Annotated in this window: 21 protein-coding genes; 9 read left to right on the forward strand and 12 right to left on the reverse strand. The window is 69.9% G+C overall.

Translation table 11 applies throughout. The features are described 5' to 3' along the window. Positions 1–37: 37 nt before the first annotated feature. The 3 genes from BM109_RS11110 to BM109_RS11120 form a co-directional block, all read right to left on the reverse strand. A complete protein-coding gene (locus tag BM109_RS11110; RefSeq protein WP_203205410.1) occupies positions 38–316 on the reverse strand; it encodes a phenol hydroxylase subunit in 279 nt (92 codons plus the stop codon). Positions 317–517: 201 nt separating this feature from the next. After that, positions 518–2,185: a sigma-54-dependent Fis family transcriptional regulator gene (locus tag BM109_RS11115; protein WP_093342820.1), complete on the reverse strand. Its 1,668-nt coding sequence runs from the start codon at positions 2,183–2,185 to the stop codon at positions 518–520. Between the two features lie 73 nt (positions 2,186–2,258). Next, positions 2,259–2,708, reverse strand: coding sequence for an Lrp/AsnC family transcriptional regulator (locus tag BM109_RS11120; RefSeq protein ID WP_256222501.1), 450 nt, complete (start codon positions 2,706–2,708; stop codon positions 2,259–2,261). Between the two features lie 124 nt (positions 2,709–2,832). On the opposite strand from BM109_RS11120, the gene BM109_RS11125 reads away from it, so the two are divergent. Together BM109_RS11125 and BM109_RS11130 are read left to right on the forward strand one after the other, a co-directional pair. Then, complete coding sequence (locus BM109_RS11125; protein ID WP_093342821.1) at positions 2,833–3,789, forward strand: DMT family transporter; 957 nt, start codon at positions 2,833–2,835, stop codon at positions 3,787–3,789. A 29-nt stretch (positions 3,790–3,818) separates the two neighbouring features. Continuing rightward, positions 3,819–4,568, forward strand: a complete 750-nt coding sequence (locus tag BM109_RS11130; protein WP_143129146.1) for a 2OG-Fe(II)-dependent halogenase WelO5 family protein — start codon at positions 3,819–3,821, stop codon at positions 4,566–4,568. A gap of 25 nt (positions 4,569–4,593) precedes the next feature. Here the strand turns inward: BM109_RS11130 and BM109_RS11135 are convergent, their stop codons facing one another. The 3 genes from BM109_RS11135 to BM109_RS11145 form a co-directional block, all read right to left on the reverse strand. Further along, positions 4,594–5,103 carry an RrF2 family transcriptional regulator gene (locus BM109_RS11135; RefSeq protein ID WP_093342824.1) on the reverse strand — a complete coding sequence of 170 codons (510 nt, stop codon included), beginning with the start codon at positions 5,101–5,103 and terminating at the stop codon, positions 4,594–4,596. A 73-nt stretch (positions 5,104–5,176) separates the two neighbouring features. Further along, positions 5,177–5,599, reverse strand: coding sequence for a cupin domain-containing protein (locus BM109_RS11140; protein WP_093342826.1), 423 nt, complete (start codon positions 5,597–5,599; stop codon positions 5,177–5,179). A gap of 54 nt (positions 5,600–5,653) precedes the next feature. Continuing rightward, positions 5,654–5,896, reverse strand: a complete 243-nt coding sequence (locus BM109_RS11145; RefSeq protein WP_143129147.1) for a hypothetical protein — start codon at positions 5,894–5,896, stop codon at positions 5,654–5,656. 143 nt (positions 5,897–6,039) lie between these two features. On the opposite strand from BM109_RS11145, the gene BM109_RS11150 reads away from it, so the two are divergent. Further along, positions 6,040–7,251 (forward strand): NAD(P)/FAD-dependent oxidoreductase, encoded by a 1,212-nt coding sequence (locus BM109_RS11150; RefSeq protein ID WP_093342829.1) that lies wholly within the window; start codon positions 6,040–6,042, stop codon positions 7,249–7,251. A 22-nt stretch (positions 7,252–7,273) separates the two neighbouring features. Here the strand turns inward: BM109_RS11150 and BM109_RS11155 are convergent, their stop codons facing one another. Both BM109_RS11155 and BM109_RS11160 read right to left on the reverse strand, forming a co-directional pair. Further along, positions 7,274–7,690: a hypothetical protein gene (locus BM109_RS11155; RefSeq protein ID WP_093342830.1), complete on the reverse strand. Its 417-nt coding sequence runs from the start codon at positions 7,688–7,690 to the stop codon at positions 7,274–7,276. Next, entirely contained in the window at positions 7,687–8,796 is a 1,110-nt protein-coding gene (locus BM109_RS11160) for a hypothetical protein (RefSeq protein ID WP_093342832.1), read from the reverse strand. The genes BM109_RS11155 and BM109_RS11160 overlap by 4 nt, the downstream gene beginning before the upstream one ends. 157 nt (positions 8,797–8,953) lie before the next feature. Between BM109_RS11160 and BM109_RS11165 the strand changes: the two genes are divergently transcribed. The 4 genes from BM109_RS11165 (at position 8,954) to BM109_RS11180 (ending at position 16,966) form a co-directional block, all read left to right on the forward strand. After that, entirely contained in the window at positions 8,954–9,718 is a 765-nt protein-coding gene (locus tag BM109_RS11165) for a DUF1266 domain-containing protein (protein ID WP_177239316.1), read from the forward strand. Positions 9,719–9,837: 119 nt separating this feature from the next. Next, positions 9,838–13,035 carry a hypothetical protein gene (locus tag BM109_RS11170; RefSeq protein ID WP_143129149.1) on the forward strand — a complete coding sequence of 1,066 codons (3,198 nt, stop codon included), beginning with the start codon at positions 9,838–9,840 and terminating at the stop codon, positions 13,033–13,035. Then, on the forward strand, positions 13,032–14,747 hold the full coding sequence (locus BM109_RS11175) for a hypothetical protein (RefSeq protein WP_093342836.1): 1,716 nt from the start codon (positions 13,032–13,034) through the stop codon (positions 14,745–14,747). Before BM109_RS11170 ends, BM109_RS11175 begins: the two co-directional genes overlap by 4 nt. A 278-nt stretch (positions 14,748–15,025) precedes the next feature. Continuing rightward, on the forward strand, positions 15,026–16,966 hold the full coding sequence (locus tag BM109_RS11180) for a reverse transcriptase family protein (RefSeq protein WP_093342838.1): 1,941 nt from the start codon (positions 15,026–15,028) through the stop codon (positions 16,964–16,966). Between the two features lie 46 nt (positions 16,967–17,012). Here the strand turns inward: BM109_RS11180 and BM109_RS11185 are convergent, their stop codons facing one another. Continuing rightward, positions 17,013–17,609: a PaaI family thioesterase gene (locus BM109_RS11185; protein ID WP_093342839.1), complete on the reverse strand. Its 597-nt coding sequence runs from the start codon at positions 17,607–17,609 to the stop codon at positions 17,013–17,015. 601 nt (positions 17,610–18,210) lie between these two features. On the opposite strand from BM109_RS11185, the gene BM109_RS11190 reads away from it, so the two are divergent. Beyond that, complete coding sequence (locus BM109_RS11190; protein ID WP_093342841.1) at positions 18,211–19,065, forward strand: PA4780 family RIO1-like protein kinase; 855 nt, start codon at positions 18,211–18,213, stop codon at positions 19,063–19,065. A 45-nt stretch (positions 19,066–19,110) separates the two neighbouring features. Next, positions 19,111–20,037 (forward strand): ABC transporter substrate-binding protein, encoded by a 927-nt coding sequence (locus BM109_RS11195; protein ID WP_093342842.1) that lies wholly within the window; start codon positions 19,111–19,113, stop codon positions 20,035–20,037. Between the two features lie 16 nt (positions 20,038–20,053). Here the strand turns inward: BM109_RS11195 and BM109_RS11200 are convergent, their stop codons facing one another. The 3 genes from BM109_RS11200 to BM109_RS11210 form a co-directional block, all read right to left on the reverse strand. Then, complete coding sequence (locus BM109_RS11200; protein ID WP_093342843.1) at positions 20,054–21,322, reverse strand: NUDIX domain-containing protein; 1,269 nt, start codon at positions 21,320–21,322, stop codon at positions 20,054–20,056. Positions 21,323–21,359: 37 nt separating this feature from the next. After that, on the reverse strand, positions 21,360–22,742 hold the full coding sequence (gene cysS / locus BM109_RS11205; RefSeq protein ID WP_093342845.1) for a cysteine--tRNA ligase: 1,383 nt from the start codon (positions 22,740–22,742) through the stop codon (positions 21,360–21,362). A gap of 182 nt (positions 22,743–22,924) precedes the next feature. Then, positions 22,925–23,509, reverse strand: coding sequence for a vWA domain-containing protein (locus BM109_RS11210; protein ID WP_093342846.1), 585 nt, complete (start codon positions 23,507–23,509; stop codon positions 22,925–22,927). Positions 23,510–23,520 lie beyond the last annotated feature (11 nt).

Genomic DNA, 23,520 nt, shown 5'->3' on the forward strand with positions numbered 1-23,520 from the left:
GGGGTTGTCTCTTTGGAAAAAACGGTGGGTGGGCGTGTCAGTGCTCGATGCCGGGCGCGCCGAAGCGCCACTTCATGCGCTCGAAGTCCAGGCGCGCGCCCTCCTCGGTCGTCAGGTGGCGCACCTCGTGGCGGGTGCAGAACTCGCGGAACTGGTCGAACAGCAGCACCAGCTCGACCGCAAGCTCGGGGTCGCCGATGGCGAACTCGAACTCCACGAAGCGGGCATCGCGGGTACCGGTCACGCGCACGAAACAGGGCTGGCCGGTCATCCGGGCCGCGCTGTCGCTGGGGTGGCTCGCAGGCATCGAAGGCATCACTTGTTCAATCCATCACTTGGTGGACGACAACGGCGCCGCCCGTGCCTACAGGGGCAACGGGCGTGCCAACGCGGCTAAGTGATTGATTTGCAAAGGCCCGCGATGCCCGCGGGCCGCGAGCACCGGGTAGTCCCGGATGCTCGTTTGATCATTTGCTGCGGTGCAGCTTGATCAAATGGTGAAAAGGCCGCGAACGGCTCAGGAGGCCGGCAGGCCTTCCTTCTTGAGGCGGTAGGCCAGCTGCGGCCGCGTGATGCCCAGCAGGCGTGCCGCCTGCGAGAGATTGCCCTTGGCGCGCTGCATCGCGGTCTGCATCAGGCGCCGCTCGAGCGAGGCGATGTCGATGTTCTGCTCGAGCACGCGCTGGCACAGCGCGTCGAGCTCGCTGCCCTCGCCCACGGCTTCGGCCGGCGCGCCGACCTGGCCCTTGGCATCGAGCCCGCTGCCGTCGGGCGTGCCGGGCGGCGACATCCACAGGTGGCTGGCCTCGATGTCGCCGTGGTCGGGTGCCAGCAGCACGGCGCGCTCGATCACGTTCTCGAGCTCGCGGATGTTGCCGGGCCAGGCGTGCTTCTGAACGTCGCGCGCGGCCTTGTCGGTCAGGCCGCGCAGCTTCTTGCCATAGAGCGCGCTGTACTTCTCGACGAAGCGCGTGACCAGCGCCGGGATGTCGGCCGTGCGCTCGCGCAGCGGCGGGATCGAGATCGGGAAGGTGTTGAGGCGGTAGAACAGGTCGGTGCGGAAGCGCCCGGCCTGCATCGCCTGCTGCAGGTTGACGTTGGTGGCGGCGACGATGCGCACGTCGACCTTGATCGGCTGCTCGGCGCCCAGGCGCTCGACCTCGCCGGTCTGCAGCACGCGCAGCAGCTTGACCTGTGCGGCCAGCGGCAGGTCGCCGACCTCGTCGAGGAACAGCGTGCCGCCGTGCGCGCGCTCGAAGCGGCCGGCGCGCGCATGGTGGGCGCCGGTGTAGGCGCCCTTCTCCACGCCGAACAGCTCGGCCTCCATCAGCTCGGCCGGGATCGCGGCGCAGTTCACCGCGATGAAGGGCTGGCGCGCGCGCGGGCCGTTGTCGTGCAGCCAGCGCGCGAACACCTCCTTGCCCACGCCGGTCTCGCCGAGCAGCAGCACCGTGATCGCGCTGTCGACCGCGCTGCGCATCAGCTCGAAGGCGGCGCGAAAGCCCGGCGACACGCCCACCAGCTTCTGGTCGTACTCGCGCCGCGGCTGCAGCCGGCGGATGTGCTGCAGGCCGAGGTTGAACTCGATCAGGTTCTCGGCCACGTGGTGCTGGCGGAAGTAGTCGAGGTAGTGGTCGTCGTGCCAGTCCTCGGCCGGCTGGCCGACGATGCGGCAGCGGCTGTCGCCCATGCTCGTGCACTCGACCTCCTTGAACACCACCATGCGCCCCATGAAGGCCGTGGTGTAGCCCGAGGCATAGCCGATCTGCGACCAGCACTGCGGGTCCTCCCCATAGCCGAAGTCGGCCACGTGGGCCTCGCACTCCCACGAGTTCTCCCAGAGGAACTCGCCGTAGAACTGCCTGGTCGCGATGTCGAACTCGAGCTGCGTCTTCTGCACCGAGACGATGCCCTCGATGGAATGCAGGCGTGGCCCGAGCATGAAGGCGTCTTCCGCGCGCATGCCGGCGCGGCGCTCGCGCACCGCCACCTCGCCGTCGCGCAGCCCCGACGCGAAGCCCATGCGCACCAGCAGGCCGCGCGCGCGCTCGATGCCGAGCGAGTCGAGCAGTTCCTTGCGCAGCTCGGCAAAGGCGCGCGCATGCAGGAGCAGCATGCGCTGCTCGTCCAGCCAGATGTGGCCCGAGCCGGCGCTGAAGCGCAGGAGCGAGAGAAGTTCTCCCACGGGGTGTCTCCTAGTTTTTGGGGGCGTTCGGTGCGCATTGTGCGGCACGCCCCGCGGAAAACGCCACGCCCTTTCAGTCCGCCCCGTCGAGCGGCAGCAGCCTGTTCGACACCAGCGTCGACTTGACGATCGAAGTGCTGGTGGTCGCGAAACTGGCGATCTTGCGCAGGCAATGGTCGAGTTCCTCGATGCCGCGCAGGTGCATGCGGCAGACGAAGGCATCGTCGCCGGTCACCTTGTCGCACTGGACGATCTCGTCGATCTCGGTGATGAGCTTTTCGACCCGGGCCAGTTCTCCGGGCAGCGGACGAACGCGGACAATCGCCGCGATGGGGAAGCCCAGGGCCTTGGGCGAGACCTGGATCGAGCACTTCTCGATGATTCCCTGCTCGATCAGGCGCCGCAGCCGCTCGGCACAGCTGGGCTGCGACAGATGGACTTTCTCACTGAGCGCCTTGACCGTGATCCGGCTGTCCTGGTGCAGGATCTTGAGGATTCTTCTGTCGATTTTGTCCATCGTCATTAAATAAGGAGAAGCGGGAAGAGAAGGTTATTTAAATGAGGCGATTCATTCCACATCGAAGATAAATCGATTCCGCCGCCAGCCGGCGCTTCATAGGATCAGGCCTCACTTTTCGAGTCCTTCCATGAAGCAATCCGGTGTCTTCGAAATGCTCGCCGCCATGGCCATCTGCGGCACCATCGGCATCACGGTCCTGATGTCCGGCCAATCCGAAGTCAGCCTCATCTTCTACCGCTGCTTCTTCGGCGCGCTGGTGCTGCTGGCGATCTGCCTGCTGCGCGGCTACATCAGCGCCTCGATCCTCAAGCCCAGGCTCATCGCGTATTCCCTCGTGGGCGGCGCCGCGCTGCTGGCGAACTGGTATTTTCTTTTCGCAGCCTACGAGAAGACCTCCATCGGCGTTGCGACCACCGTCTACAACACGCAGCCGATCATCATGATCGTGCTGGGCTTCCTGATCTTCAAGGAACGCATCACCGCCAACATCGCGCTGTGGACGGCGGTATCGCTGACCGGTCTCTTCTTCATCTCCAATCTCACTGCAGCTCCCTCCATCGACGCTCACGGCGCTGGTTCGCCTGCCGGCAACTCCGCCGATGCTCGTTATTTCCTGGGCGTACTTCAAGCGTTGGCAGCCGCCTCGCTCTATGCCGTGGCCGCGCTTTTCGCACGACTGCTCAAGGGTAATCCGCCAACGCTCATCGCGCTCCTTCAGATGGTGCTCGGGGCAGTCGTTCTGTGGCCTTTCGCCGATTTCGGCGCGCTGCTTTCGCAGGGATTCACCCGTCAGGCCATCGCCACGGTGCTGCTGGGCGTCTTCCACACCGGCGTCATGTACATCCTTCTTTACGGTGCGCTGCAGAAACTCGAGGCCTCCCAGGCCGCCTCCCTCTCGTTCCTGTATCCCGCGCTCGCCATCTTCATCGATTCGACCTTCCTCGATGTGCAGCTGTCGCTGCATCAGTACGTCGGCATCGCATTGATTCTGCTGGGTGCGGCGGGGATCAATCTGAAATGGAATTTGACTGCGGTTTTGACAACAAAGGGAGCGTTAGCGAATGATGAGAATGGTAGAAATTGACGGCGATCACGAACAAAAACTGATCGGCCGTGCCGCGCACGAACTGGTACGAAACAGGGTCGATGCCGTCTGGATTCATGGTTTTGCCAAAGGCGATGTCTGCGACGCGATCGCTGGAAACTTCCGAAAATCCAGCGCCCTCCTTCCCCCGCAAGGACAATGTTCCGGGCCTGATGGTCGGAGAGTCTCACTATGCCAAGACGCCATCCGCCTACTACGAGACGTGCAGGCAATCCTGCGAATCCGTCGATTCGTTGTTCGACGGCACGGAAGACCCGGGGCGCCGGCTGTACACGACCGTCGGACGGCACCTCGAACGAAACGTCCGCGCCGCCCACTTTGCGCACGGCGAAGCGCTACACACGCGGGCCATCGCATGGCAGGACCGCCCCTCCTCCAGCTTTCTGCTCCAGCCTCATGACGATGTCTCGCAGGTCTTCTGCGAACGCAACAAGGGCTGGGAGATCGTCGACATACGAACCTTGCTCGCCGTCAACTTCTATGCAAGCTGCAAAGCGGGCCAGGGCATGCTCCGGGTCTACGACCTCCGGCACTCGCCGGAACTTGCGATGCAGGCCAAGGTGGAAGGCGTGGGCTATCCCTATCCCGCGGAGCTTCTTTCGAGCACCCGCTACACGGACCTCGCCGTTCGAACCGGCGATCTCGTGCTGCTCAACGGCGCGTTCATCCACGGCGTCACGAGAAGCCAGGAGCACCGCATCGTGCTGAACAGTTTTCTGGGTGACCTGCGCGACGGTGAGCTGATCTACTGGACTTGAGTGGGAGACATGGCGCTCGGCGGCGTTAAGCCTGTTCCTTGCGCGTCTCGATCCAGTGCACGATCTTGCCCGCATGGCTGTGCGGTGCCTTGGCGCCGACGCGCCGGGCCAGGTCGGCCAGCGTCTGGGAGGACAGCACCTGGCGCATCCGGTCCTCGGCCTCGAGCATCACTGCATGGATCGAGCAGACACCGTCCATCGCCCAGCGCGGCGCCGCGCCGTCGAAGACCGCGCAGCGTCCGCGGATCTCGCGGCACTCGAACAGCGCCTTCGGTCCGTCGATGGCTTCCACCACGTCGAGCACGCTGATCCGGTCGGCGGGCTTGGCCAGGCGGAAGCCGCCGTTCTTTCCCTCGGTCGCCTCGGTCAGGCCGGCCTTGCGCAGCTTGGTGAAGAGCTTGGCCACGAACTCCACCGACAGGCCCTGGAGCTCGGCGAGGTCGCGCACGCTGGCTTCGGTGCCTCCGGTGGGAGGCCCCGACAAATAAAGAAGGCAATGCAGTCCGTATTCGACACCGGCACTGATGTGGCTCAAGCTGGCTCCCGTGGGAATGGAGGGGCGGATCGTAACTGAGCCACCCCTCGCGCAGCGCGACGCGCGGCGGCGCTCACTTCTTGTCGAGCGTGACCAGGTTCTTCTCCTTCGAATCGGCCACGAAGATCGCCAGCAGCTTGGCGGGCTCGGTGGCGCTTGCGTTGTCGCTCACCGCGTGGTGGGCACCGGGCTGCTCGGTCCAGCTCTCGCCCGCGCGGTAGACGACCTCCTGGCCGTTGTCGAGCTTGCTGCGGATCGCGCCTTCCAGCACATAGCCCACGACGAAGGCCTGGCCGTGGCGATGCGCGGGCGTCTTCGCGCCGGGGGCGTAGCTGACGACCAGCGCCGTGAGCGTCTTGCCGGGCACGTTGGCGATCGCATGGGCGAAGGCCGGAACGATGACTTCTCGTTGCGGCTCGGGCGGTGCCGCGACGGCGGTGCCTGTGCTTGCTGCGGTGAAGGCGAGGAGCGCGAGTGCGAGCGATGCGGTTTTCATGGGAGGTATTCCTTGGGTTGACGTTGCGGATGTGCACGAGCCGATGCCGTGCGTCTAACTCGGGTCGTTGGCGGCGACCCGCATGGATTCGCCGTCGACATGGACGTCGACCACCAGCCGCTCGAACGCCCGCTGCTCATCGGCGCTCAGGCCCTGGGCCAACACCTTCAGCGCATTGCGATAGCACGGCAGCATCAGCGCGGCGATCGTGCGCCAGGTCTCGTCGCCCGCCGCGATCGCGGACTCGCATCGAAGGATGTTTGTGTACGCGCCCAGCATGGCGAGGGGTCGGTTCATGAAATCGGCGATTGAATTTTTTACTACGACCAGTATAGTCGTAGTTAAGCGATCCACACCGGATCGTCTTGAAGACCCCGCGCGCACCGCACCCTTCGCGGTGCGCCGCGGGACATGAACCTCACAGAACCGAACCATCCAAAATGACCCAACGAATCCTGGTTGTAGGCGCCGGCTTTGCCGGCATGTGGAGCGCCTTGAGCGCGGCGCGCGCCCTCGACATGGCAGGCCATGCGAACGACGGCGTGGAGATCCTGCTGGTCGCGCCCGAGCCCATGCTGCATGTGCGCCCTCGCCTCTACGAAGTGCCGCAGGAGGCGATGAAGGCGCCGCTGCAGTCCGTGTTCGATACCGTCGGCGTGCGCTTCCTCGCGGCACGCGTGGACCACATCCGCACCGATGCGCAGGAGGTCGACGTGATCGACGCCGCGGGCGCGCGCCAGACGCTCGCCTACGACAGGCTGGTGCTCGCGGCCGGCAGCCAGCTCTTCCGCCCGCCGGTGCCCGGCCTGCATGCGCACGCGTTGAGCGTCGACCAGTACGAGGACGCCGTGGCGCTCGACGCGCACTTGCGCAAGCTCGCCAAGCAACCCTCCTCGCTCGCGCGCAACACCATCGTGGTGGTCGGCGGCGGCTTCACCGGCATCGAGACCGCGGCCGAGATGCCCGCGCGGCTGCGCGAGATCATGGGCGGCGACATCGAGCCGCGCGTGATCGTCGTCGAGCGCGCCGATGCGATCGGTCCCGACCTCGGACCGGGCCCGCGACCGGTGATCGAGAAGGCGCTGAAGTCGCAAGGCGTCAGCTGGCGGCTGGGCGTGGAGGTCGAGAGCATCGACGCCGAAGGAATAACCACCTCGGGCGGCGAGCGCATCGAGGCAGCGACGGTGATCTGGACCGCCGGCATGCGCGCGACCGCATTGACGCAGCAGATCCCCGCCGAGCGCGATGCCGCGGGCCGGATCCTCGTCGACCGCAACCTGCAGGTGCCCGGCGTTCCGAATGTCTTCGTCACCGGCGATGCCGCGCGTGCCGCCACCGACGACGAGGGGAACGTCGCGATGATGTCGTGCCAGCACGCGATGGCGCTCGGACGCTCGGCCGGCCACAACGTCGCGGCCGATCTGCTGGGGCTGCCCAAGATCGCCTATTCGCAGCCGAAGTACGTGACCTGCCTGGACCTCGGTCCCTGGGGCGCCGTGTACACCGAAGGCTGGTCGCGCGAAGTGAAGATGGAAGGTGCCGAGGCCAAGGCGCTCAAGCACCAGATCAACACCGAGTGGATCTATCCGCCCACCGGCGACCGCGCCGAGATCCTGCGCTCGGCGGACCCGGGCCGCATCGTCGTGGCCTGAGGCGCGTCGCGGGTGCCGGGTGTCAGTACCCGGTCCGCTTCCAGGCGATGCCGTCGGTGGAGCGGTAGGTGCCGCCGGTGGCGCAGCAGCCGCCGGCACCGATTGCCATGCGGCCCAGCCGGGCCGTCATCACGCTGCCTTCGACCTGCAGCGACTGGCGCTGGCAGACGCTGAAGAAGGGATAGAACTCGGGCTTGAGCACCGAGGTCCATTCGACCTCGCCGCCCTCGAGGCTGCGCACGCTGTAGACCTCGCAGTCGTTCACGACCAGGTGGATCGGCCGCCCGGCAAAGGTGCCGCGGAACATCAGCTCGGGCGGTGCGTCGCGCGTGATCTGTGCTTCTTTGCTCAGCGGCGGTGGCGGCGGCGCGGGCTTCTCGCAGCCCGCGAGCGCGACGGTTAGGGCCAGGCCGCAGGCGATGCGATGCGCGCCCTTCACGCGGCCTCGCTCCCATCGTCGCGTTCTTCTTCCGCGACGGCACTGCGGTCCTTGATGCGCGTGACCTGCGACAGCAGCGCATCTTCGGCCGCCATGTCGGGCCGCTGCCCGCGATAGACCGGCTGCTCGAAGCTGCCGCCCGCATAACGATAGAGATAGCGCACCTCGACCAGCGTGCCGGGCGCGGGCAGCGCCTCGTTCGGCGGCACGGTGACGTTGCCGAGGTCGACCAGCACGCCGGCCTCGTCGCGCAGGCCCACGGCCACCGAGCGCTGCGCATTGACGCGCAGCACCTCGCAGGTCGCGCTCTGCTGGAACTTGAACTTGAGGCTCGCGGCACTGCGCCCCGCGGCGAAGGGCGCGGCCAGCGCCTTGAGCACGAAGCCCTCGCCATGCGCGGCGCGCAACTCGGCCGCGCGCCGGTGCTTGGCCGAAGCCTCGGTCTCGAGCGGCAGCACGGCCATCCATGGCAGCGCGGTCGCGAAGGCCTCGAGCCGGCGGAAGCGTTCGACGAAAGCCTGCGCGCGCATATCCTCGCCGCCGGCCTCGAGCAGGTCGAAGGCCAGGAAACCATCGCCCACGTGTTCGCCCGCGATCACCGCGCGGCCGGCCGGCAGCGCGGCGGTCGCGACCCAGGCCTGCGGGATGTCGACGAACAGGCCGCGGCGGTTGGTGCCGCGCACGGCGCCTTCCTCAATCAGCAGCATGCGGTTCTCGCCATCGGCCTTTTCCTGCAGGCCCCAGCCGGGGTCGTCGAGGTAGCGCACGAGCTGCGTCTCGGCGATGAGGGTCGGCAGCTGCGGCAGCTCGCCGCTCCTGCGGCCCGCGAACTCGGAGGCCGTGTAGAGCGCGCCCGAGGCATCGGTGGTGTAGCCCTTGCCGGTCTTCTCCTTCACCACCTTCTGGTAGATCTTGAGCGCGGCCTCGTAGCCGACCGGGCTGCTGGTCTTGGTGCCGGTGGCCAGCGTGCCGCCGCGCCGGCCATTGCCGTAGTCGACCACCCAGCCCTCGTCCTTCGGCCGCAGGTGGACCTGATAGACCTTGTCGGAGCCCTGGCCCGTGAAGTAGAGGAAGCTGGATTGCGCGAGAGGTTCGGTGCTGGACATGGCGGCGGATGCGATGGAACGAACGGCGCCGTGGCATTGCACGACGCTGCGATGCTACACAGCACGCGCCGCGCCGCCGAATGACTTTAGGCACTGGTGCCGCACGCCCGGCGCACCTAGCCTACGCCCGCACAGGCGAATACAAGGGGACGGCGCCATGGGATTTCTGGACAAGGTCCGCAAGCTTTTTTCATTCAGTTTCAATCGGCTCGAGGACGGCACGCCGCTGACGCCCGCGCAGCATCGCGGCCTCGCGCTCGGCGCGGTCTATGCGGCCGAGTCCTACCTGCCGATCAATGCGCTCACCGCGGAATCCGACCGCGCCACCGCCGTGGCGCTGCTGGCCTCGGCCTGGGGCGTCACCGGTGCCGGCAGCGCGCGCGAGGTCACGGAGTCGCTGCTCTCGCAAGGCCATCGCGCCCACTACGCGGTGGTGAACCCGCGCGTGGAGCGCCTCTACCGCGGCAGCCGAAGCGATGCGGCGGCGGTGGCGCAGGCCAACCTCGCGGCGCTGCCCGGCGAAGCGGTGGCGCGCGGCCTCGACCTCGAAAGCACGCGCGACTACTACGAAAGTTGGCACGAAGCCGCCGAGGAAGGCCTGTTCGACAAGCTGCCGCGGCCGCTGCCCGCGAGCATCATGGCCTGGGACATGGGCCGGCTGGTGCAGTTGCACCGGCTGATCCAGGACGCGCGGCTGCTGCGCGCCGAGGAATCGTGGAACGCGATCGCGAGCGCGGCGCGCCTCGCGCAGCCCGCCTACCAGTCGTGGCGCGACTTCGGCGACAGCTTCGTGGTCGGGCGCGCGTTCTGGCTCGCCACCCACGACCTCGACCGCATCGCCGAGGACACCGACACCTTCCAGCGCGCCACGGCCCACCTGCTCTCGCACGAGCACAGCCCGTGGCGGCAGATGGCGTGGTGAGCCGGCGCTCATTCGAGCGTCATCGAAGCATGCGCGCATAGGGCCTAAGATAGGCGGATGCCCCGATCGGCCACACCGCGCGATCGAGGGCATTCAACCGAAGGCAGGGAGGCCTCCGCGTGAAGCGCATTCGATCCGAGACACTCACACGAACGAGACCGGGGACATCGACGGTCACGGAACACGTCACCATCGAACTGTTCGAGCTGCCCGCCGATGCCGGGCACGTGGTGCACCTGAGCAGCAGCCGCGACGGACTGCAGTGGCGCGAGACCGTGCTGACGCCCGCGCCGCTCGCGCTCGACAAGGCGATGGCGGTGTTCGGCGATGCGCTCGCCGCGCAACTCGCGCGCGGCCTTGCGCTCGAAGGCGCGCCCATCGTGGCATCGGCACCGGCTGCACCCATCGCCGCCGCCGCTTCCCTTTCCCCTGCCGACACCCTTCTTCTGAACCGCATCGCGCCCGATGCCTGGCGCCTGCTGCCGCCGCTGCGCCGCAGCCGCACCGTGTGGCGCCTCGGCGAACGCCGGCTCGCGCAGGCGGTGCCGCGCCTGGTCGAGCTGATCGAGACCGGCGACGCGATGCTCGACTACTGCATCGCCTGGGCCATCGGCCGCTGCGGCGACGCGGGCGCGTTCGAGGCGATGGTCCAACTCTCGCGCCGCGCGACCGACCCCAAGGTGACGCGCATCGCGCGCTGGGCCACGCTCGCGCTGTGGCCCGCCGAACGGCGCGCCGCGGAAGCCGAGCGCATCGTCGACGACTGGCCCGGCTCGCTGCGCCGCGCCTGGATCGAGGCGCAGGTCGTGCCGGTGGCCGAGGCCGCCGCGCTGCTGCGCGAGCGGCTCGCCGATCCCGCGCACTGGCAGAGCCTCGCGCACACCGACTGGACGCAGCAGCTGTTCGAACTCGCACTGCTCGAAGGCCTCGACGAGGACCAGGCCACTGGACTGGCGCGCAACGCGCTGCATGACGTGGCGCAGCAGCTGTCGCTGGCCGCGGGCAGCTTCCGCGCCTGGCGCCGGCTCTACAAGGGTGCCGAGTTCGCGGGCGACTACCGCCTGCTGGGCCTGCTGAACCAGCGCCTCGAAACGCAGCGCGCGGGCTTTCGCGGCACCAGCCAATGGGCCATGCTCAACGGCCGCTACGTCGACATCGCGAAGGAGATCGTGCGCCCCGACAGCCGGCTCGCGCTGAGCCAGCGCACGCACGACTACCTGCGCCGCCGCACCTGGCGCACCCTGCGCCGGCTCGCGCTGCGCGGCGCGGCCGACGAGCGCGACTGGCTGCGGCTCGCGATGGGCGTGCTGCTCGCGGCCGACGATGCGAATGCGGCCGTCGCGGCGCGCCATGAGGATGCGGGCTGGAACCGCGAGACGCGCGTCTGGCACAGCGGACCCTACAGCCGCTGGCTGGTCGTGATGCAGCTGCTGCACCGCCACGATCCCGAATGGACCGCGCTGGCCGGCGGCCTCTACTGGCGCCGCGAGACGCCCCCGGCCGAGCGCCGCGCGCAACGCGGCGAGGCCTGGCCCGAGCGCTGGGACCGCCATCCCGAGGCGCTGCTGCAGCTGATGCAGCAGTCGCGCTGCACCGGCGTGCATGCCTTCGCGGCGCGCGCGCTGCAGGACAACCGCAGCTTCTGCCAGGCGCTCGATGGCTCCGTGCTGCGCGAGCTGCTCGCGAGCACCTGGAGCCACACGGCGCGCTTCGCCCTGGCGCTGGTGCGCGAGCGCATCGAGGCCGGCGAGCCCGCCGGCCCCTGGCTCGTGCCGCTGATCGATTCGCCACTCGATGAAGCACGTCGCCATGCGCTCGACCTGATCGCCGAGGACCCGGCGCGCTACAGCCGCGATGTCGAGCTGCTGCTGCGCCTGCTGGTCTCGGCCGATGCCGAGGTGCGCCGTGCCTCGCGCCTGCTGCTGCAGGCCGCGGCCGGCCAGCCCGAGGCCGCCGACGGTTTCGACCCACTGTGCACCGCGCTGCTCGACTGGATTGCGCGCTGCAATGCGCAGGCGCCCGAACTGGCAGCCATCTGTGAGAACCTGCAATGGGCGCTGCAGAACCCGCTGCGCGAAGCCGGCTCGAAGGCGCCGCTGGCCGCGCTGCTGGCGCTGTTCGACCATGCGAGCCCCGACGTGGTGGCACTCGCGGCCGAGTGGCTGCTGCTGCATCCGGCGTCCGTGCAAGGCCTGCCGATCGAGGTGCTGACGCGGCTGCTGCAGTCGGACGACGAGCGGCTGCGCGGCGCCGGCGTGCGCTTGTTCACCGCGCTGCCCGACGACACGCTGCTCGCGCAGCCGGCGCTGTTTGCCGTGTTCTGCGCCAGCCCGATGCCGCGCGTGCGCGGCGCGGTCGCGCCCAAGCTCGCGCAGCTGCTGCCCGGCCATCCGGACTTCGGCGCGGCGCTGATGCCGATGCTGCGCGACGAGTTGTTCCGCACCGAAGCGGCCGAGGGCGTGTTCGATTCGCTGCTGCAGTGGCTGTGCGGCCCGCTCGCCGACCACACGCGCGCGGGCGACAGCGCCACCACCGTGCGGCTGCTCGAGGCGCGCAGCAAGGGCGCGCAGCGCCTGGGCGCCTGGCTGCTGCCGCAGCAGCCGGCCGAAGCCTTCGACGTGCTGCAGACCGCGAGCCTGGGGCTGGTCGATGCCGCCGCCGCGCGGCGATGGGCCTGCGAGCAGCTCGCCGCGCAACCCGAGCGCACGCTCGCGCAGCTCGACGACGCGCTGCGCATCTTCGACAGCCGCTGGGACGACGCGCTCGCCTGGGCGCGCCAGTGGTTCGCATCGCAAGGCCAGTCGCCGCAATGGACACCCGCGCTGCTGGTGCGCCTGTGCGACCACAAGGATCCCGGCGCGCAGCGCCTGGGCCGCGAACTGCTGACCGCGCATTTCGAACTCACCGACGTCACCACCTACATGCTGCAGCTGAGCCAGCATCCCTCGAGCGGCATGCAGCTGTTCGTGACCAACTGGCTGGCGGCCGCCGCGGGCGGCAAGCCCGAGGTGCTGGCGCGGCTCGAGCCCTACTTCCTCACCGTGCTGTCGCAAGCCAACCGCGGCCGGCTCGCCAAGGCGCGCGTGAGCGAGTTCCTCGCGGCGCAGGCCGAGCAGTCCGAGGAGGCGGCGCGCATCGTCGCGCGCGTGTTCGCGCGCCAGGCCGTGAGCGGCGCCATCACCGAGCGCGCCCGCTACGTGGCCGGCCTGCGCAGCATCCAGCAACGCTATCCGGCGCTCGAGAACCCGCTGCAGGCCGCGCCCGTGCGCGCCGTCGCGCCGCGCCGGGCCGCCGTCGCCGGAGGTCCCGCCGCATGAAGTTCCAGTACCGCTATTTCGGCCACTCGGGCGCGCAGCAGACGCCCACCAGCACCGCGCTGCAGTTCGCGCCCGACACCCTGCGCGCGCCCGTGCACTTCATCGGCGAGGTCAACCGGCACCTGCCGTTTCGCGAAGGCATGTCGGCGCTGCACGACGTGGTGGTGGGCGACCTGCGCTTCCAGCCGCGCGACAAGAGCGCCTACCTCGAATGGCTCGCGAGCCAGGAAGGCGAGCTGCTCGCGCAGTACATGGCGCGCAGCGACGAGCTCAAGGCGCGCATGGCGCCGCTGCGCGAGGAGCTCGACGTGCTGCGCCAGCGCAAGTCGGCCATGCTGCAGCCCTTCTACCGGGCACAGAAGCGCTACTTCGATCACCTCTACAAGGTCAACCGCGAAGCCTGGTTCGTGCTCGACCCGGTGATCACGGTGCATCCCGACCGCGTGTTCTTCGAGTGCTTCAGCCAGGACGAGTCGAGCTACGGCATGTTCTCCTGCGGCCACGAGGTCTTCGACCGCGTGAGCGACCATGCCTTCGGCACCACCAACGTCGACTACTCCGAGTCGCTCTACGACGAGTTCCAGAAGATCCGCGACTACAAGGCCACGCGGCTGGCGATCGATCCCGGCGGCTTCCAGGTGCAGAGCGGCAACGACCCGGCCTTCCACGAGCCCAAGATCGAGGTGCCCGACAGCTGGGTGCGCGGCTTCCTGCAGGTCAGCAGCGCGATGCTGCTGCCCGCGCACCGGCTGCAGCTGCATCCGATGGACGTGCACAACATCTGCCTGGTGCTGCGCCGCCGCAAGGAGCGCGCGGGCCCGCGCTCGCTGCGCTTCATCCTGCGGCCCGGTCAGCCGGTCCGCATCCTGTTCGAGCCCTGGGGCCATGAACTGGTGTGCCCGCGTTCCTCGCACGACGCGCCCGCCGATATCGACATCCGCGTCTGGGGCCGGCGCCGGCTGCTGCAGCTCGAGCGGCTGGTGCCGGTGGCGCAGGGCTTCACGGTGCACCTGCTGGGCACCGGCATGCCGAGCTTCTGGGTCGCGCGGCTGCCCGACATGGAATTCACGCTGGGCCTGTCGGGCTGGACCGCCAACGACTGGTCGCGCAACGGCCACTTCGAGCTGCTGCAGCCGCGCCACGACGTCGACCAGGACAGCCTGCTGCGCGTGTTCGCGGCGCTCGGCGAGCGCTGGCGCGCCACCACCGCCGAGCTGGCCGCGGCCACCGGGCTCTCGCCGCTCACGGTCGAGTCGGCGCTCGGCGGCTATGTGCAGGCCGGCCGCGTGGTGTACGACATCGCGCATGGCGTGTGGCGCCTGCGCGAGCTGAGCCGCGAGCCGCTGCCGATGGAACGGCTGCGCCATGCCAGCCCCGAGGAAGCGGCCGCCGCCGAACTGGTGCAGGCCGGGCGCCTGAAGGACACGAAGGTCGAGGCCCGTGCCGACGGCGGGCTGCTGCTCAGCGGCCTGTGCGGCACCCAATCCTCGCGCCAGTACCAGGTACGGCTGCAGCTCGATGCCGACCAGCGCGTGGCCACCGGCGAATGCCAGTGCGACCACTTCATCCGCCTGCGCATGACGAAGGGGCCGTGCGAACACATGCTCGCGCTGCGCCTGGCCACGGCCTCGGCCGCATTGGCCCTTGGCACCACCGCGGGCGCAACGACGCCCGCGACCGACTCGGAAGAAAGGACTGCAAGCATCGGCTGATACACTGGTTTTGCGAACGGGGCGGGAAGGCTCTTGCAATCCGGATGGCGCATCGCCATCCTCGATCTCAGCACTTCCCAGGCTTCACTGGACATCTCTTCACTGTGCCGTACGCGCATGGTGGCGCGATGACGGTGCGGCTTCTTCGAAGCTCATCGCGCCACCATGCGCGTACGGCGTCGAGTGGAGCTGTCCAGTCTTCAGGCTCTTCGACGAGATTCCCGTCCCGTTCGCATCTTTTTCTTCCAGTGCATCGGTCCATGCGGCGCACACCGCCCATGACCCCACCCTCTCCCTCCTCCGTACCCGATTCGGCGCTCACGCGCGAGCAGCTCTACGAGCGCATCCGCGGGAGCTCCAAGCAGGAGGTCGTGCTCGAGGAGATGCAGCGCCTGGGCTTCTGGCCGCGCGACACGGCGCAGCCCACGGTCGAGGCGCAACTCATCCGCCGCGAGGGCGAGCTGCAGACCGCGCTGCGCGATCTGGGCGACGAGCTGCGTGGCATCGAGGACCGCGAGACCGCGCTCAAGGCCATGCGCAAGGAGCGCATGGCGCGGGCGCGCGAGCGCCGTGAAGAAACCCGCCAGCGCCTCGCGCAGCAGCGCCATGCGCGCGCGCTCGACTGGCACGGCCGGCGCCAGCGCGAGCTGCTGTACCTGGGCGAAGGCGTCTCGGGCGGGCTCAACGCGGCGCGCAGCGACGAACAGGCGCTCGCGCGCCATGCGCTGCCGGCGCTGCACGACGCCACCGACCTCGCGCGCGCCATGGGCCTGGAACTCGGGGAGCTGCGCTTCCTGGCCTGGCACCGCGAGGTCGCGCGCGTGAGCCACTACCAGCGCTTCACCGTGCCCAAGAAGACCGGCGGCGAACGCCGGATCTCGGCGCCGATGCCGCGGCTCAAGCGCGCGCAGTACTGGGTGCTCGACAACGTGCTGGCCAAGGTGCCGGTGCACGAAGCGGTGCACGGCTTCCTGCCGGGCCGCTCGATCCTCAGCAATGCCGCGCCGCACGTGGGGCAGGCGGTGGTGGTCAACCTCGACCTCAAGGACTTCTTTCCCTCGATCGGCCTGCGCCGCGTGCGCGGCGTGTTCCGCCAGCTCGGCTACTCGCCGCAGGTCGCGACCCTGTTCGCGCTGCTCGCGACCGAGGCGCCGACCGACGAGGTCGAGCTCGACGGCGAACGCTACTTCGTCGCGCGCGGCGAGCGCGTGCTGCCGCAGGGCGCGCCCACCAGCCCGATGCTCACCAACGTGCTGTGCCGCCGGCTCGACGCGCGGCTGGCCGCCTGCGCCGCCAAGCTGGGCTTTCGCTACACGCGCTATGCCGACGACCTGAGCTTCTCGGCCGATGCCGAGCATGGCCGCGACGTCGGCAAGCTGCTGTGGCGCGCCAAGCAGATCGTGGCCAGCGAAGGCCTCGTGGTGCATCCCGAGAAACAGCAGGTGATGCGCCGCCACCAGCAGCAGCACGTGACCGGCATCGTGGTCAACGACAAGCTCTCGACCGACCGCGACACCTTGCGGCGCTTTCGCGCGGTGCTGCACCAGGCCGAACGCCACGGCCCGCAGGGCCTGCACTGGAACGGCCAGCACGACCTGATCGCCGCGCTGCGCGGCTATGCGAACTTCATCGCGATGGCCGACCCGGCGCGCGCCGAGCCCTACCTGCGGCGCGTGAAGGCACTGGCCGCGAAGCACGCATCGGCGCCCGCGACGGTCGCGACGCCGGCCCGCGCGCCGCTGCCCGCGGGCCACTTCCGCCAGCAGTCGGCCGCCGGGCTCGCGCCGCTGCCCACGTGGTGGCAGCCCGCGCGCGCGCCCGAGCCGGTGCTCGAGAAGACGCCCGAGCAGATCGCGGCCGAGAAGAAGGCGAAGCGCGAGGCCGAGCGCGAACGCCAGCGCGCGCTCGACGACACGCAGCGGCGCGAACAGGCACCGCCACGCAACGACACGCGCACGGCCGAGCCCGCGGCGGCTCCGCAACCCGCGAAGCCACGCAGCGCGCTGTCGCTGCTGGGCCTGTGGGTCAGCATCGCGATACAGGGCACCTACGTGCTGGGCTTCCTGCTGTCGCTGCGCGATGCCTGGCTGATCGGCCTCGTGACGGGCGCGATCTGGGTCGCCAACATCTACCAGCGCAAGGCCGGCTGGATGCGCTTCTTCATCGCGCTGATCGCCGGCTCGGGACTCTCGGCGGTGCTGCGCAAGATGTGGTCCTGAAAAGGCCGGCCCCCAAAGAAAAATCGCCCCGAAGGGCGATTCGCTTCTAGGACGCGGCCGATGTCGATGGCCGCGACGCCACCGCGGGTGCCTGCGCCTGCGCTGGCGCGCGCATGTCGAACAGCCGGCACTCGGTGGTGGCCTTGGCATACAGCGTGCCGTCCGGACCCACGAGGCTGGCTTCGGCCAGCGCCACGCGGCCTTCGATGCGCGTGACCGTGGCCTCGGCGCGCACGCGCCGCACATCGAGCGTGAGGCCTTTCAGGTAACGGGTCTCGAGGCTGGCCGTGGTGTAGACCTGCCCCGGCGGCAGCGATGCGAGCACCGCGCAGCCCAGCGCCGAATCGAGGATCGAGGTCATCCAGCCGCCGTGGATGGTGCCCATGGGATTGAGGTACTCGCGCTGCGGCGTGCCCTGGAACACGGCCGAGCCCGGGCGCGCGACGATCGCATAGAAGGTCAGGTGCTTGGCGAACTCCGCATAGGGAAGCTGGCCGTTCATCATCGCGTGCATCACCTCGAGGCCGCTCTTGCCGACGAGCTGCGCGGGCCGTGCCACACCGACACCGGGACCCGAATTAAGCAGTTCGACTACCTCGCGTTCCTCGGAGAGCCACAGGTCCAGTCGTTGTTCAGGCGTCATTTGAAAAGATCTCGAAAGCAATGCGGATCGGATCGGGAGAAGTGGCACGCAACGGTGCTTTCTCATGCATCTTCTTGTCGCGGCCAGTTTAGCAATTGCCTGCTGCGAAGACGATGCTTTCAAGCGCCTGCACCACGCATTCCTTGTCGAATCCTTAAGCCGCGTGCGTTAAGTGGCGCTGTCGCGCGCCGAACACAGCGCCGGCCCCGCGCGAACGATGGGCTTCACAGTTCGCGCGCATGCGACTACATTCGCATCCCTCGACAACCACGCACCATAGGAGGTACGCAATGAACAAGCCAGTCCTTGCCCCCACCACCGTCTCGGTGCCCGGCCGCTCGATCGCGTTGCGCACACGCCGCTGATGCCTTCGCCTCGCTGAACGTCGCAGCCCCCGCGCTGCACGCGACGCCGCCCCGCCCGAGATTCGCCAAGCCCGCCGCGCGCGCCATCGCGTGCGGCGCCCGGTCTTTCGTTTCCGAATCAAGGTGCCCACACCCATGCTCGATACAGCAGCCGCCCACGCGCGGCATCGTTTCGTTTTTCTCTCGACCGTCCGCATCGCCATCCTCCCCGCCCGCGCAAGGAAGGAGGTGGCCCCATGAAGATCCCGCCCCGACTCCAACCCCTGGTCGACGAAGGCCTGATCGACAGCGTCAGCCGCCAGCTCATGAGCGGCAAGGAGGCGATGGTCTACGTCGTGCACAGCGGAGACGAAGCCCGTTGCGCCAAGGTCTACAAGGAGGCCGACAAGCGCGCCTTCCGGCAAGCGGTGGACTACACCGAGAACCGCAAGATCCGCAACTCGCGCGAGCGCCGCGCCATCGCCAAGGGCACGCGCTTCGGCCGCCGCATGACCGAGAGCCACTGGCAGAGCGCCGAGGTCGATGCGCTGTACCGGCTGGCCGACGCGGGCGTGCGCGTGCCCGAGCCCTTCGGCTTCTGGGAGGGCGTGCTGCTGATGGAGCTCGTGACCGATGCCGAGGGCGCGGCCGCCCCGCGGCTCAACGACGTCGAGTTCACGCCCGACGATGCGCGGCGCCATCACGCCACGCTGGTGCGCGAGGTGATGCGCATGCTGTGCGCGGGCATCGTGCACGGCGACCTCTCGGAGTTCAACGTGCTGCTCGGCGCCGGCGGCCCGGTGATCATCGACCTGCCGCAGGCCGTCGATGCCGCGGGCAACAACCATGCGCAGCGCATGCTGCTGCGCGACGTGGCGAACCTGCGCGAGTTCTTCGGCCGCTTCGCGCCCGAGCTGCACGAGACGCGCCATGGCGAGGAGATCTGGCATCTCTACGAGCGCGGCCTGCTGCGGCCCGAGACGCAGCTCAGCGGCGCGCCGCCGCGCGACACCGGGCCGGTCGACCTCGGCGAGGTGCTGCGCGCGGTCAACGATGCGCGCGCCGAGGAGGCGCTCCGGCGCGAGCGGCTGGCGAACCGGGGCGAGCCCTGAGCCCGGCGGCGACAATCGGCGTAGCACCGCCCACCCTCCTCCACGATGTTCCAGCCCCCCGACCTCGCGCCCTCCCCGCGTCCCGCGCGCCACTTCGCCTCGGCGCTCTCGCTGGCCGCGGCCTTCGCGCTCGGCGGACCGGCGCTGGTCCATGCGGGCGTGCGGCTCGACGACGACCGCGGCAGCGTGCTCGAGCTGCCGGCGCCCGCGCGGCGCATCGTCTCGCTGATGCCTTCGCTGACCGAGACCGTCTGCGCGCTCGACGCCTGCGACCGGCTGGTGGGCATCGACCGCCATGCCAACTGGCCGGTGGCGGTGCAGCGGCTGCCGCAGGTGGGCGGCATCGACGACGCGAACATCGAGCGCATCGTCGCGCTCAAGCCCGACCTGGTGCTGCTGCGCCCGCGCAGCCGTGCCGCCGAACCGCTCGAGCGGCTCGGCATCCGCGTGCTGGCGCTCGATGCCAAGACCCATGCCGACATGCGCCGCGTGATGGAGACCGTGGCGCGCGCCACCGGCCAGCCCGGCAAGGGCGAGGCCTACTGGCGCCGGCTCGATGCCGGCCTCGACGCGGCGCGCGCGCGCGTGCCCGCGGGCTGGCAGGGCCGGCGCGTCTACTTCGAGGTGCATGGCGGCATGGCGGCCGCGAGCGAGAGTTCCTTCATCGGCGAGACGCTCGCGCGCCTGGGCCTCGCGAACGCGGTGCCCGGCACGCTGGGGCCGTTCCCGAAGATGAGCCCCGAGTTCGTGGTGCGCGCCGACCCCGACGTGCTGATGGTGTCGGCGCTCGGCGAGCTGTCGGCGATGGCCGCGCGGCCCGGCTGGTCGGCGATGAACGCGATCAAGCGCGGCCGCGTCTGCAGCTTCGCGTCGGCGCGCTTCGACCTGATGATGCGGCCCGGTCCGCGGCTGGACGAGGCGGCCGATGCGATCGTCGACTGCCTGCTGCGGCTCGGCGATCCGCGCTCCTGAAGACGGCGGGCCGCGCTCAGTCGGGCGCGTGGCGCACGACGAATCCGCGCACGGGCGCGATCCATTCGACCGCCACGTCATCGGGCCACGCCACGGTCGCGCCCTGCGCGCTGCCCGAGAACAGCAGGCGCTCCTCGACCAGCAGGAAGCGCCGCGCTGCGGCCTCGTCGCCGCCCAGCACCCGCAGCGTCGCGCCGCCGAGGTCCAGCGACTCCCCAGGCTTCGGCGCGACCGCACGCGCCTCGGGCCAGCCGGCGGCCGATGCCTCGCCGCGCGTGGCCAGCACCCAGCGCACCGGCCCCGGCGCCGCGGCGCGCAGCGCCTCGCCCGGCACCGGATCGATCAGCGCCCAGCCTTCGTCGCCACCGACGAAATGGCTGTGCGTTCCATCGCCGCCCGTTACGCGCCACACGCGCGGCGACAGCCGCATCGAAAGCCCCGCCTCGTGCGCATAGCGCCCGCCGCCCTGCCCGTCGGGATCGACCAGCGCCACCTCGTCGTAGGGCGCCTCGTCCACATTCACCGGCCGCCGGCCCTCGGGGCCGTCGGCCAGCCGCGGCATGTTGAGACGCACGCGCGCACGAGCGCGCGCCTGCGCGAGGCAATCGGCCACCGAGGCGAAGCCCGCGAGTTCCAGCAGCACGCGCCGCGTCACGTTCATCAGCTTGAGCCCGAGTGCCGGGCTCGCGGCCTCGGCCGGCGGCAGCCAGCGGTGCTCGACGATCTCGAAGCCGTCGACCTGCACCTCCTGCCCCGGGGGCATGGCCGCGACGAAGAAGCGCGTGTCGAAGCGCCGCGGCATGCCGGGCGGCGTCAGCCAGTGGCTGAAGTAGGCGAGCTGGTCGACCGCGAGCCGCCAGCCCTGGGCATCGCACAGCGCGAGCAGCGCCTCGGTGCTGTCGGCCACCGCGGCGCGCATCGCTGCCAGCCGCTCGGGATCGACGCGCTCGAGCGCGACCAGCGCGCCGTCGGCGTCGCTCGCGAACAGCACGCCGGCCTCCTCGAAGCATTCGCGCACCGCGGCGGCGTAGTAGTCGAGGCCGCCCGCGGGCAGCGCGAGCCGCGCGCTCGCGGCCGCATCGTCGAGCCCGGCACAGCGCGTGTGCAGTTCGCGGTCGTGCGCGTCGACCACGCCGCCCGGGAACACGCTGGCACCGCTGTTCTGGTCGTCGGGCTTGTCGGCCCGGCGCAGCATCAGCACCTCGAGGCCGCCGGGCCCGTCGCGCAGCAGGATCAGCGAGGCGGCGGTGCGGATCGGGCGTGGCTTGGGCGGCGTGGCGTTCATGGGAAGCGATTGTCGGTCCGCGGCCGCCGGCCTGCTGTCACGCACGTCCACGGCTGAGCCGGGGCCCGGCCGCGCCGTCCTCGACCTGCCAGCCCTGCGCGCGCAAGTCCTCGCGCAGCCGGTCGGCCCGGGCCCAGTCGCCCGCGGCACGGGCCTCGAGCCGCTCGCGCGCCAGGGCCGCGATCGCCTCGGGCACCGCGTCGCCCTCCTCGCGCCATTCGGCCAGCCGCAGGCCCAGCACCGCCTCGAACACATCGACCGTGGCGCGCCGCGTGGCCGCCGGCAGGTCGCTGCGTACCAGCTCCCACAGCACGGCCAGGCCGCGCGGCAGGTTCAGGTCCTGCTCGACCTCGGCGCGGAAGCGCGCGACGAAGCCCGCGTCGGCCGCGCCGCCCACCGGCCAGCCCGCATAGGCGCGGCGCAGCCGGTCGAGCGCCGACTGCGCGCCCGCGATCGCGGCCTCGTTGAAGCGCAGGCTGCTGCGGTAGTGCGCGCCCAGGCACAGGTAGCGGTAGGCCAGCGGATCGATGCCGCGGTCGACCAGCGTCTGCAGCCGCACGAAGTCGCCATCGGACTTCGACATCTTCACGTCGTCGTCGAGCGTGAGGAAATGGCCGTGCAGCCAGAAGTTGGCGAGCCGCGTGCCGTGGCAGGCCTGGGTCTGCGCGATCTCGTTGCTGTGGTGCACGCCGATGTGGTCCTCGCCGCCGCAGTGGATGTCGAACCAGGGCCCGAGGTAGCGGGCCGACATGGCCGAGCACTCGATGTGCCAGCCCGGGAAGCCGCGGCCCCAGGGGCTGTCCCATTCCATCTGGCGCTGGCTGCCGGACGGGCTGAACTTCCAGAGCGCGAAGTCGGTGGCCTCGCGCTTGTCGCCCATCGCCACGCGCTGGCCCGCGCGCAGGCCGGCCTTGTCCAGCCGCGCGAGGTGGCCGTAGTCGTCCTGCTTCGAGGTGTCGAAGTACACGCCGTCGGCGGTGCGGTAGGTGAAGCCCTTGCGCTCGAGCTCGGCGATGAAGGCGAGCTGCTCGGGGATGTGGTCGGTGGCGCGCGGCCATTCGGCGGGCTCGCGCAGGTTCAGAGCGCGCCAGTCGGCGCGGAAGGCGGCCGTGAAACGCTCGGCGATGGCCCAGGCCGATTCGCCCGCGCGGCGGCTGCCCTTCTCCATCTTGTCCTCGCCCTCGTCGGCGTCCGAGACCAGGTGGCCGACGTCGGTGATGTTGACCACGTGCCGCACCTCGTGGCCGCCGAATTCGAGCACGCGGCGCAGCAGGTCCTCGAACACGTAGGTGCGCAGGTTGCCGATATGGGCATAGTCGTAGACGGTGGGACCGCAGCAGTAGAGCCCCACCGGGCCGGGGCGCAGCGGAACGAAGGGGCGCAGGGAGCGCGACCAGGTGTCGTGAAGGACGAGGGACATGCGTGTGGACTCTCGAGGTCGTTGCAGAAAACAAAAAGGCCACCGGTCTTGCAACGGGTGGCCATCGGGCATGCGGGTTCGCGCGAAGTCGCTCTAGCCGCCATCTCCCCATGGCAGAACGCGACAGCAGGTGCCGGCGATGTGGAGCGAAGGACGGGTGGACATGGCCGGCATCCTAGCCGCTAGGCCTGGGCCGGGTCAAACGCGGCCGCGTCGAGGTAGCGCGCGTCCCACGCCGCGGCCAGCGACTGCGCGCGATGCAGCGGCACGCGCGCGGTCTCGAAGCCGACCACGCAGGCCACGTCGGCCGACCCGGGCCGCGCGGGCGATTCGGCGCTGCGGCCATCGGTCAGCAGCCAGAGCCAGCGCCGATGATCGACATGGCGCTTGAGCAGTTCGTCGGCGCGCTGCACGCCCAGCGCCAATGGCGTGCCGCCGCCGGCACCGATGGGCGCGATCCAGTCGTCGTTCCAGGCGCTGGCGCGGCGCGGCGGCAGCCGCAGCTCGACCACCGAACCCGCGAAGCACAGCAGCGCGACATGGTCGCGCCGGCGGTAGGCCTCGTCCATCAGCGCGAGCAGCAGGCCCTTGGCGCGCGCGAGGCCGCCGTCGTTGCGCATCGAGGCCGAGGCATCGAGCAGGAAGCAGTGCAGTGCGCCCTCGCGCGTCTCGCGTGGGCGGCGGCGCAGGTGCTCGCGGCGCAGCGGGCCGGCACCGCGCGCGGCGAGCGTGCGCGGCCAGTCGAGCGCCGCGTCGGCGGCGGCGATGCCGTGCCATG

Origin of the sequence: Variovorax sp. PDC80 (assembly GCF_900115375.1) — a bacterium.
Taxonomy (GTDB): domain Bacteria; phylum Pseudomonadota; class Gammaproteobacteria; order Burkholderiales; family Burkholderiaceae_C; genus Variovorax.

Excerpts from the sequence above, each read along its gene's own strand:
- BM109_RS11150 (WP_093342829.1), top strand. The coding sequence starts at position 6,040 with ATGACCCAACGAATCCTGGTTGTAGGCGCCGGCTTTGCCGGCATGTGG.
- BM109_RS11175 (WP_093342836.1), top strand. The coding sequence starts at position 13,032 with ATGAAGTTCCAGTACCGCTATTTCGGCCACTCGGGCGCGCAGCAGACG.
- BM109_RS11195 (WP_093342842.1), top strand. The coding sequence starts at position 19,111 with ATGTTCCAGCCCCCCGACCTCGCGCCCTCCCCGCGTCCCGCGCGCCAC.
- BM109_RS11165 (WP_177239316.1), top strand. The coding sequence starts at position 8,954 with ATGGGATTTCTGGACAAGGTCCGCAAGCTTTTTTCATTCAGTTTCAAT.
- BM109_RS11110 (WP_203205410.1), bottom strand. The coding sequence starts at position 316 with ATGCCTTCGATGCCTGCGAGCCACCCCAGCGACAGCGCGGCCCGGATG.
- BM109_RS11125 (WP_093342821.1), top strand. The coding sequence starts at position 2,833 with ATGAAGCAATCCGGTGTCTTCGAAATGCTCGCCGCCATGGCCATCTGC.
- BM109_RS11120 (WP_256222501.1), bottom strand. The coding sequence starts at position 2,708 with ATGACGATGGACAAAATCGACAGAAGAATCCTCAAGATCCTGCACCAG.
- BM109_RS11185 (WP_093342839.1), bottom strand. The coding sequence starts at position 17,609 with ATGACGCCTGAACAACGACTGGACCTGTGGCTCTCCGAGGAACGCGAG.
- BM109_RS11200 (WP_093342843.1), bottom strand. The coding sequence starts at position 21,322 with ATGAACGCCACGCCGCCCAAGCCACGCCCGATCCGCACCGCCGCCTCG.
- BM109_RS11145 (WP_143129147.1), bottom strand. The coding sequence starts at position 5,896 with ATGAACCGACCCCTCGCCATGCTGGGCGCGTACACAAACATCCTTCGA.
- BM109_RS11180 (WP_093342838.1), top strand. The coding sequence starts at position 15,026 with ATGACCCCACCCTCTCCCTCCTCCGTACCCGATTCGGCGCTCACGCGC.
- BM109_RS11140 (WP_093342826.1), bottom strand. The coding sequence starts at position 5,599 with ATGAAAACCGCATCGCTCGCACTCGCGCTCCTCGCCTTCACCGCAGCA.
- BM109_RS11190 (WP_093342841.1), top strand. The coding sequence starts at position 18,211 with ATGAAGATCCCGCCCCGACTCCAACCCCTGGTCGACGAAGGCCTGATC.
- cysS (WP_093342845.1), bottom strand. The coding sequence starts at position 22,742 with ATGTCCCTCGTCCTTCACGACACCTGGTCGCGCTCCCTGCGCCCCTTC.
- BM109_RS11160 (WP_093342832.1), bottom strand. The coding sequence starts at position 8,796 with ATGTCCAGCACCGAACCTCTCGCGCAATCCAGCTTCCTCTACTTCACG.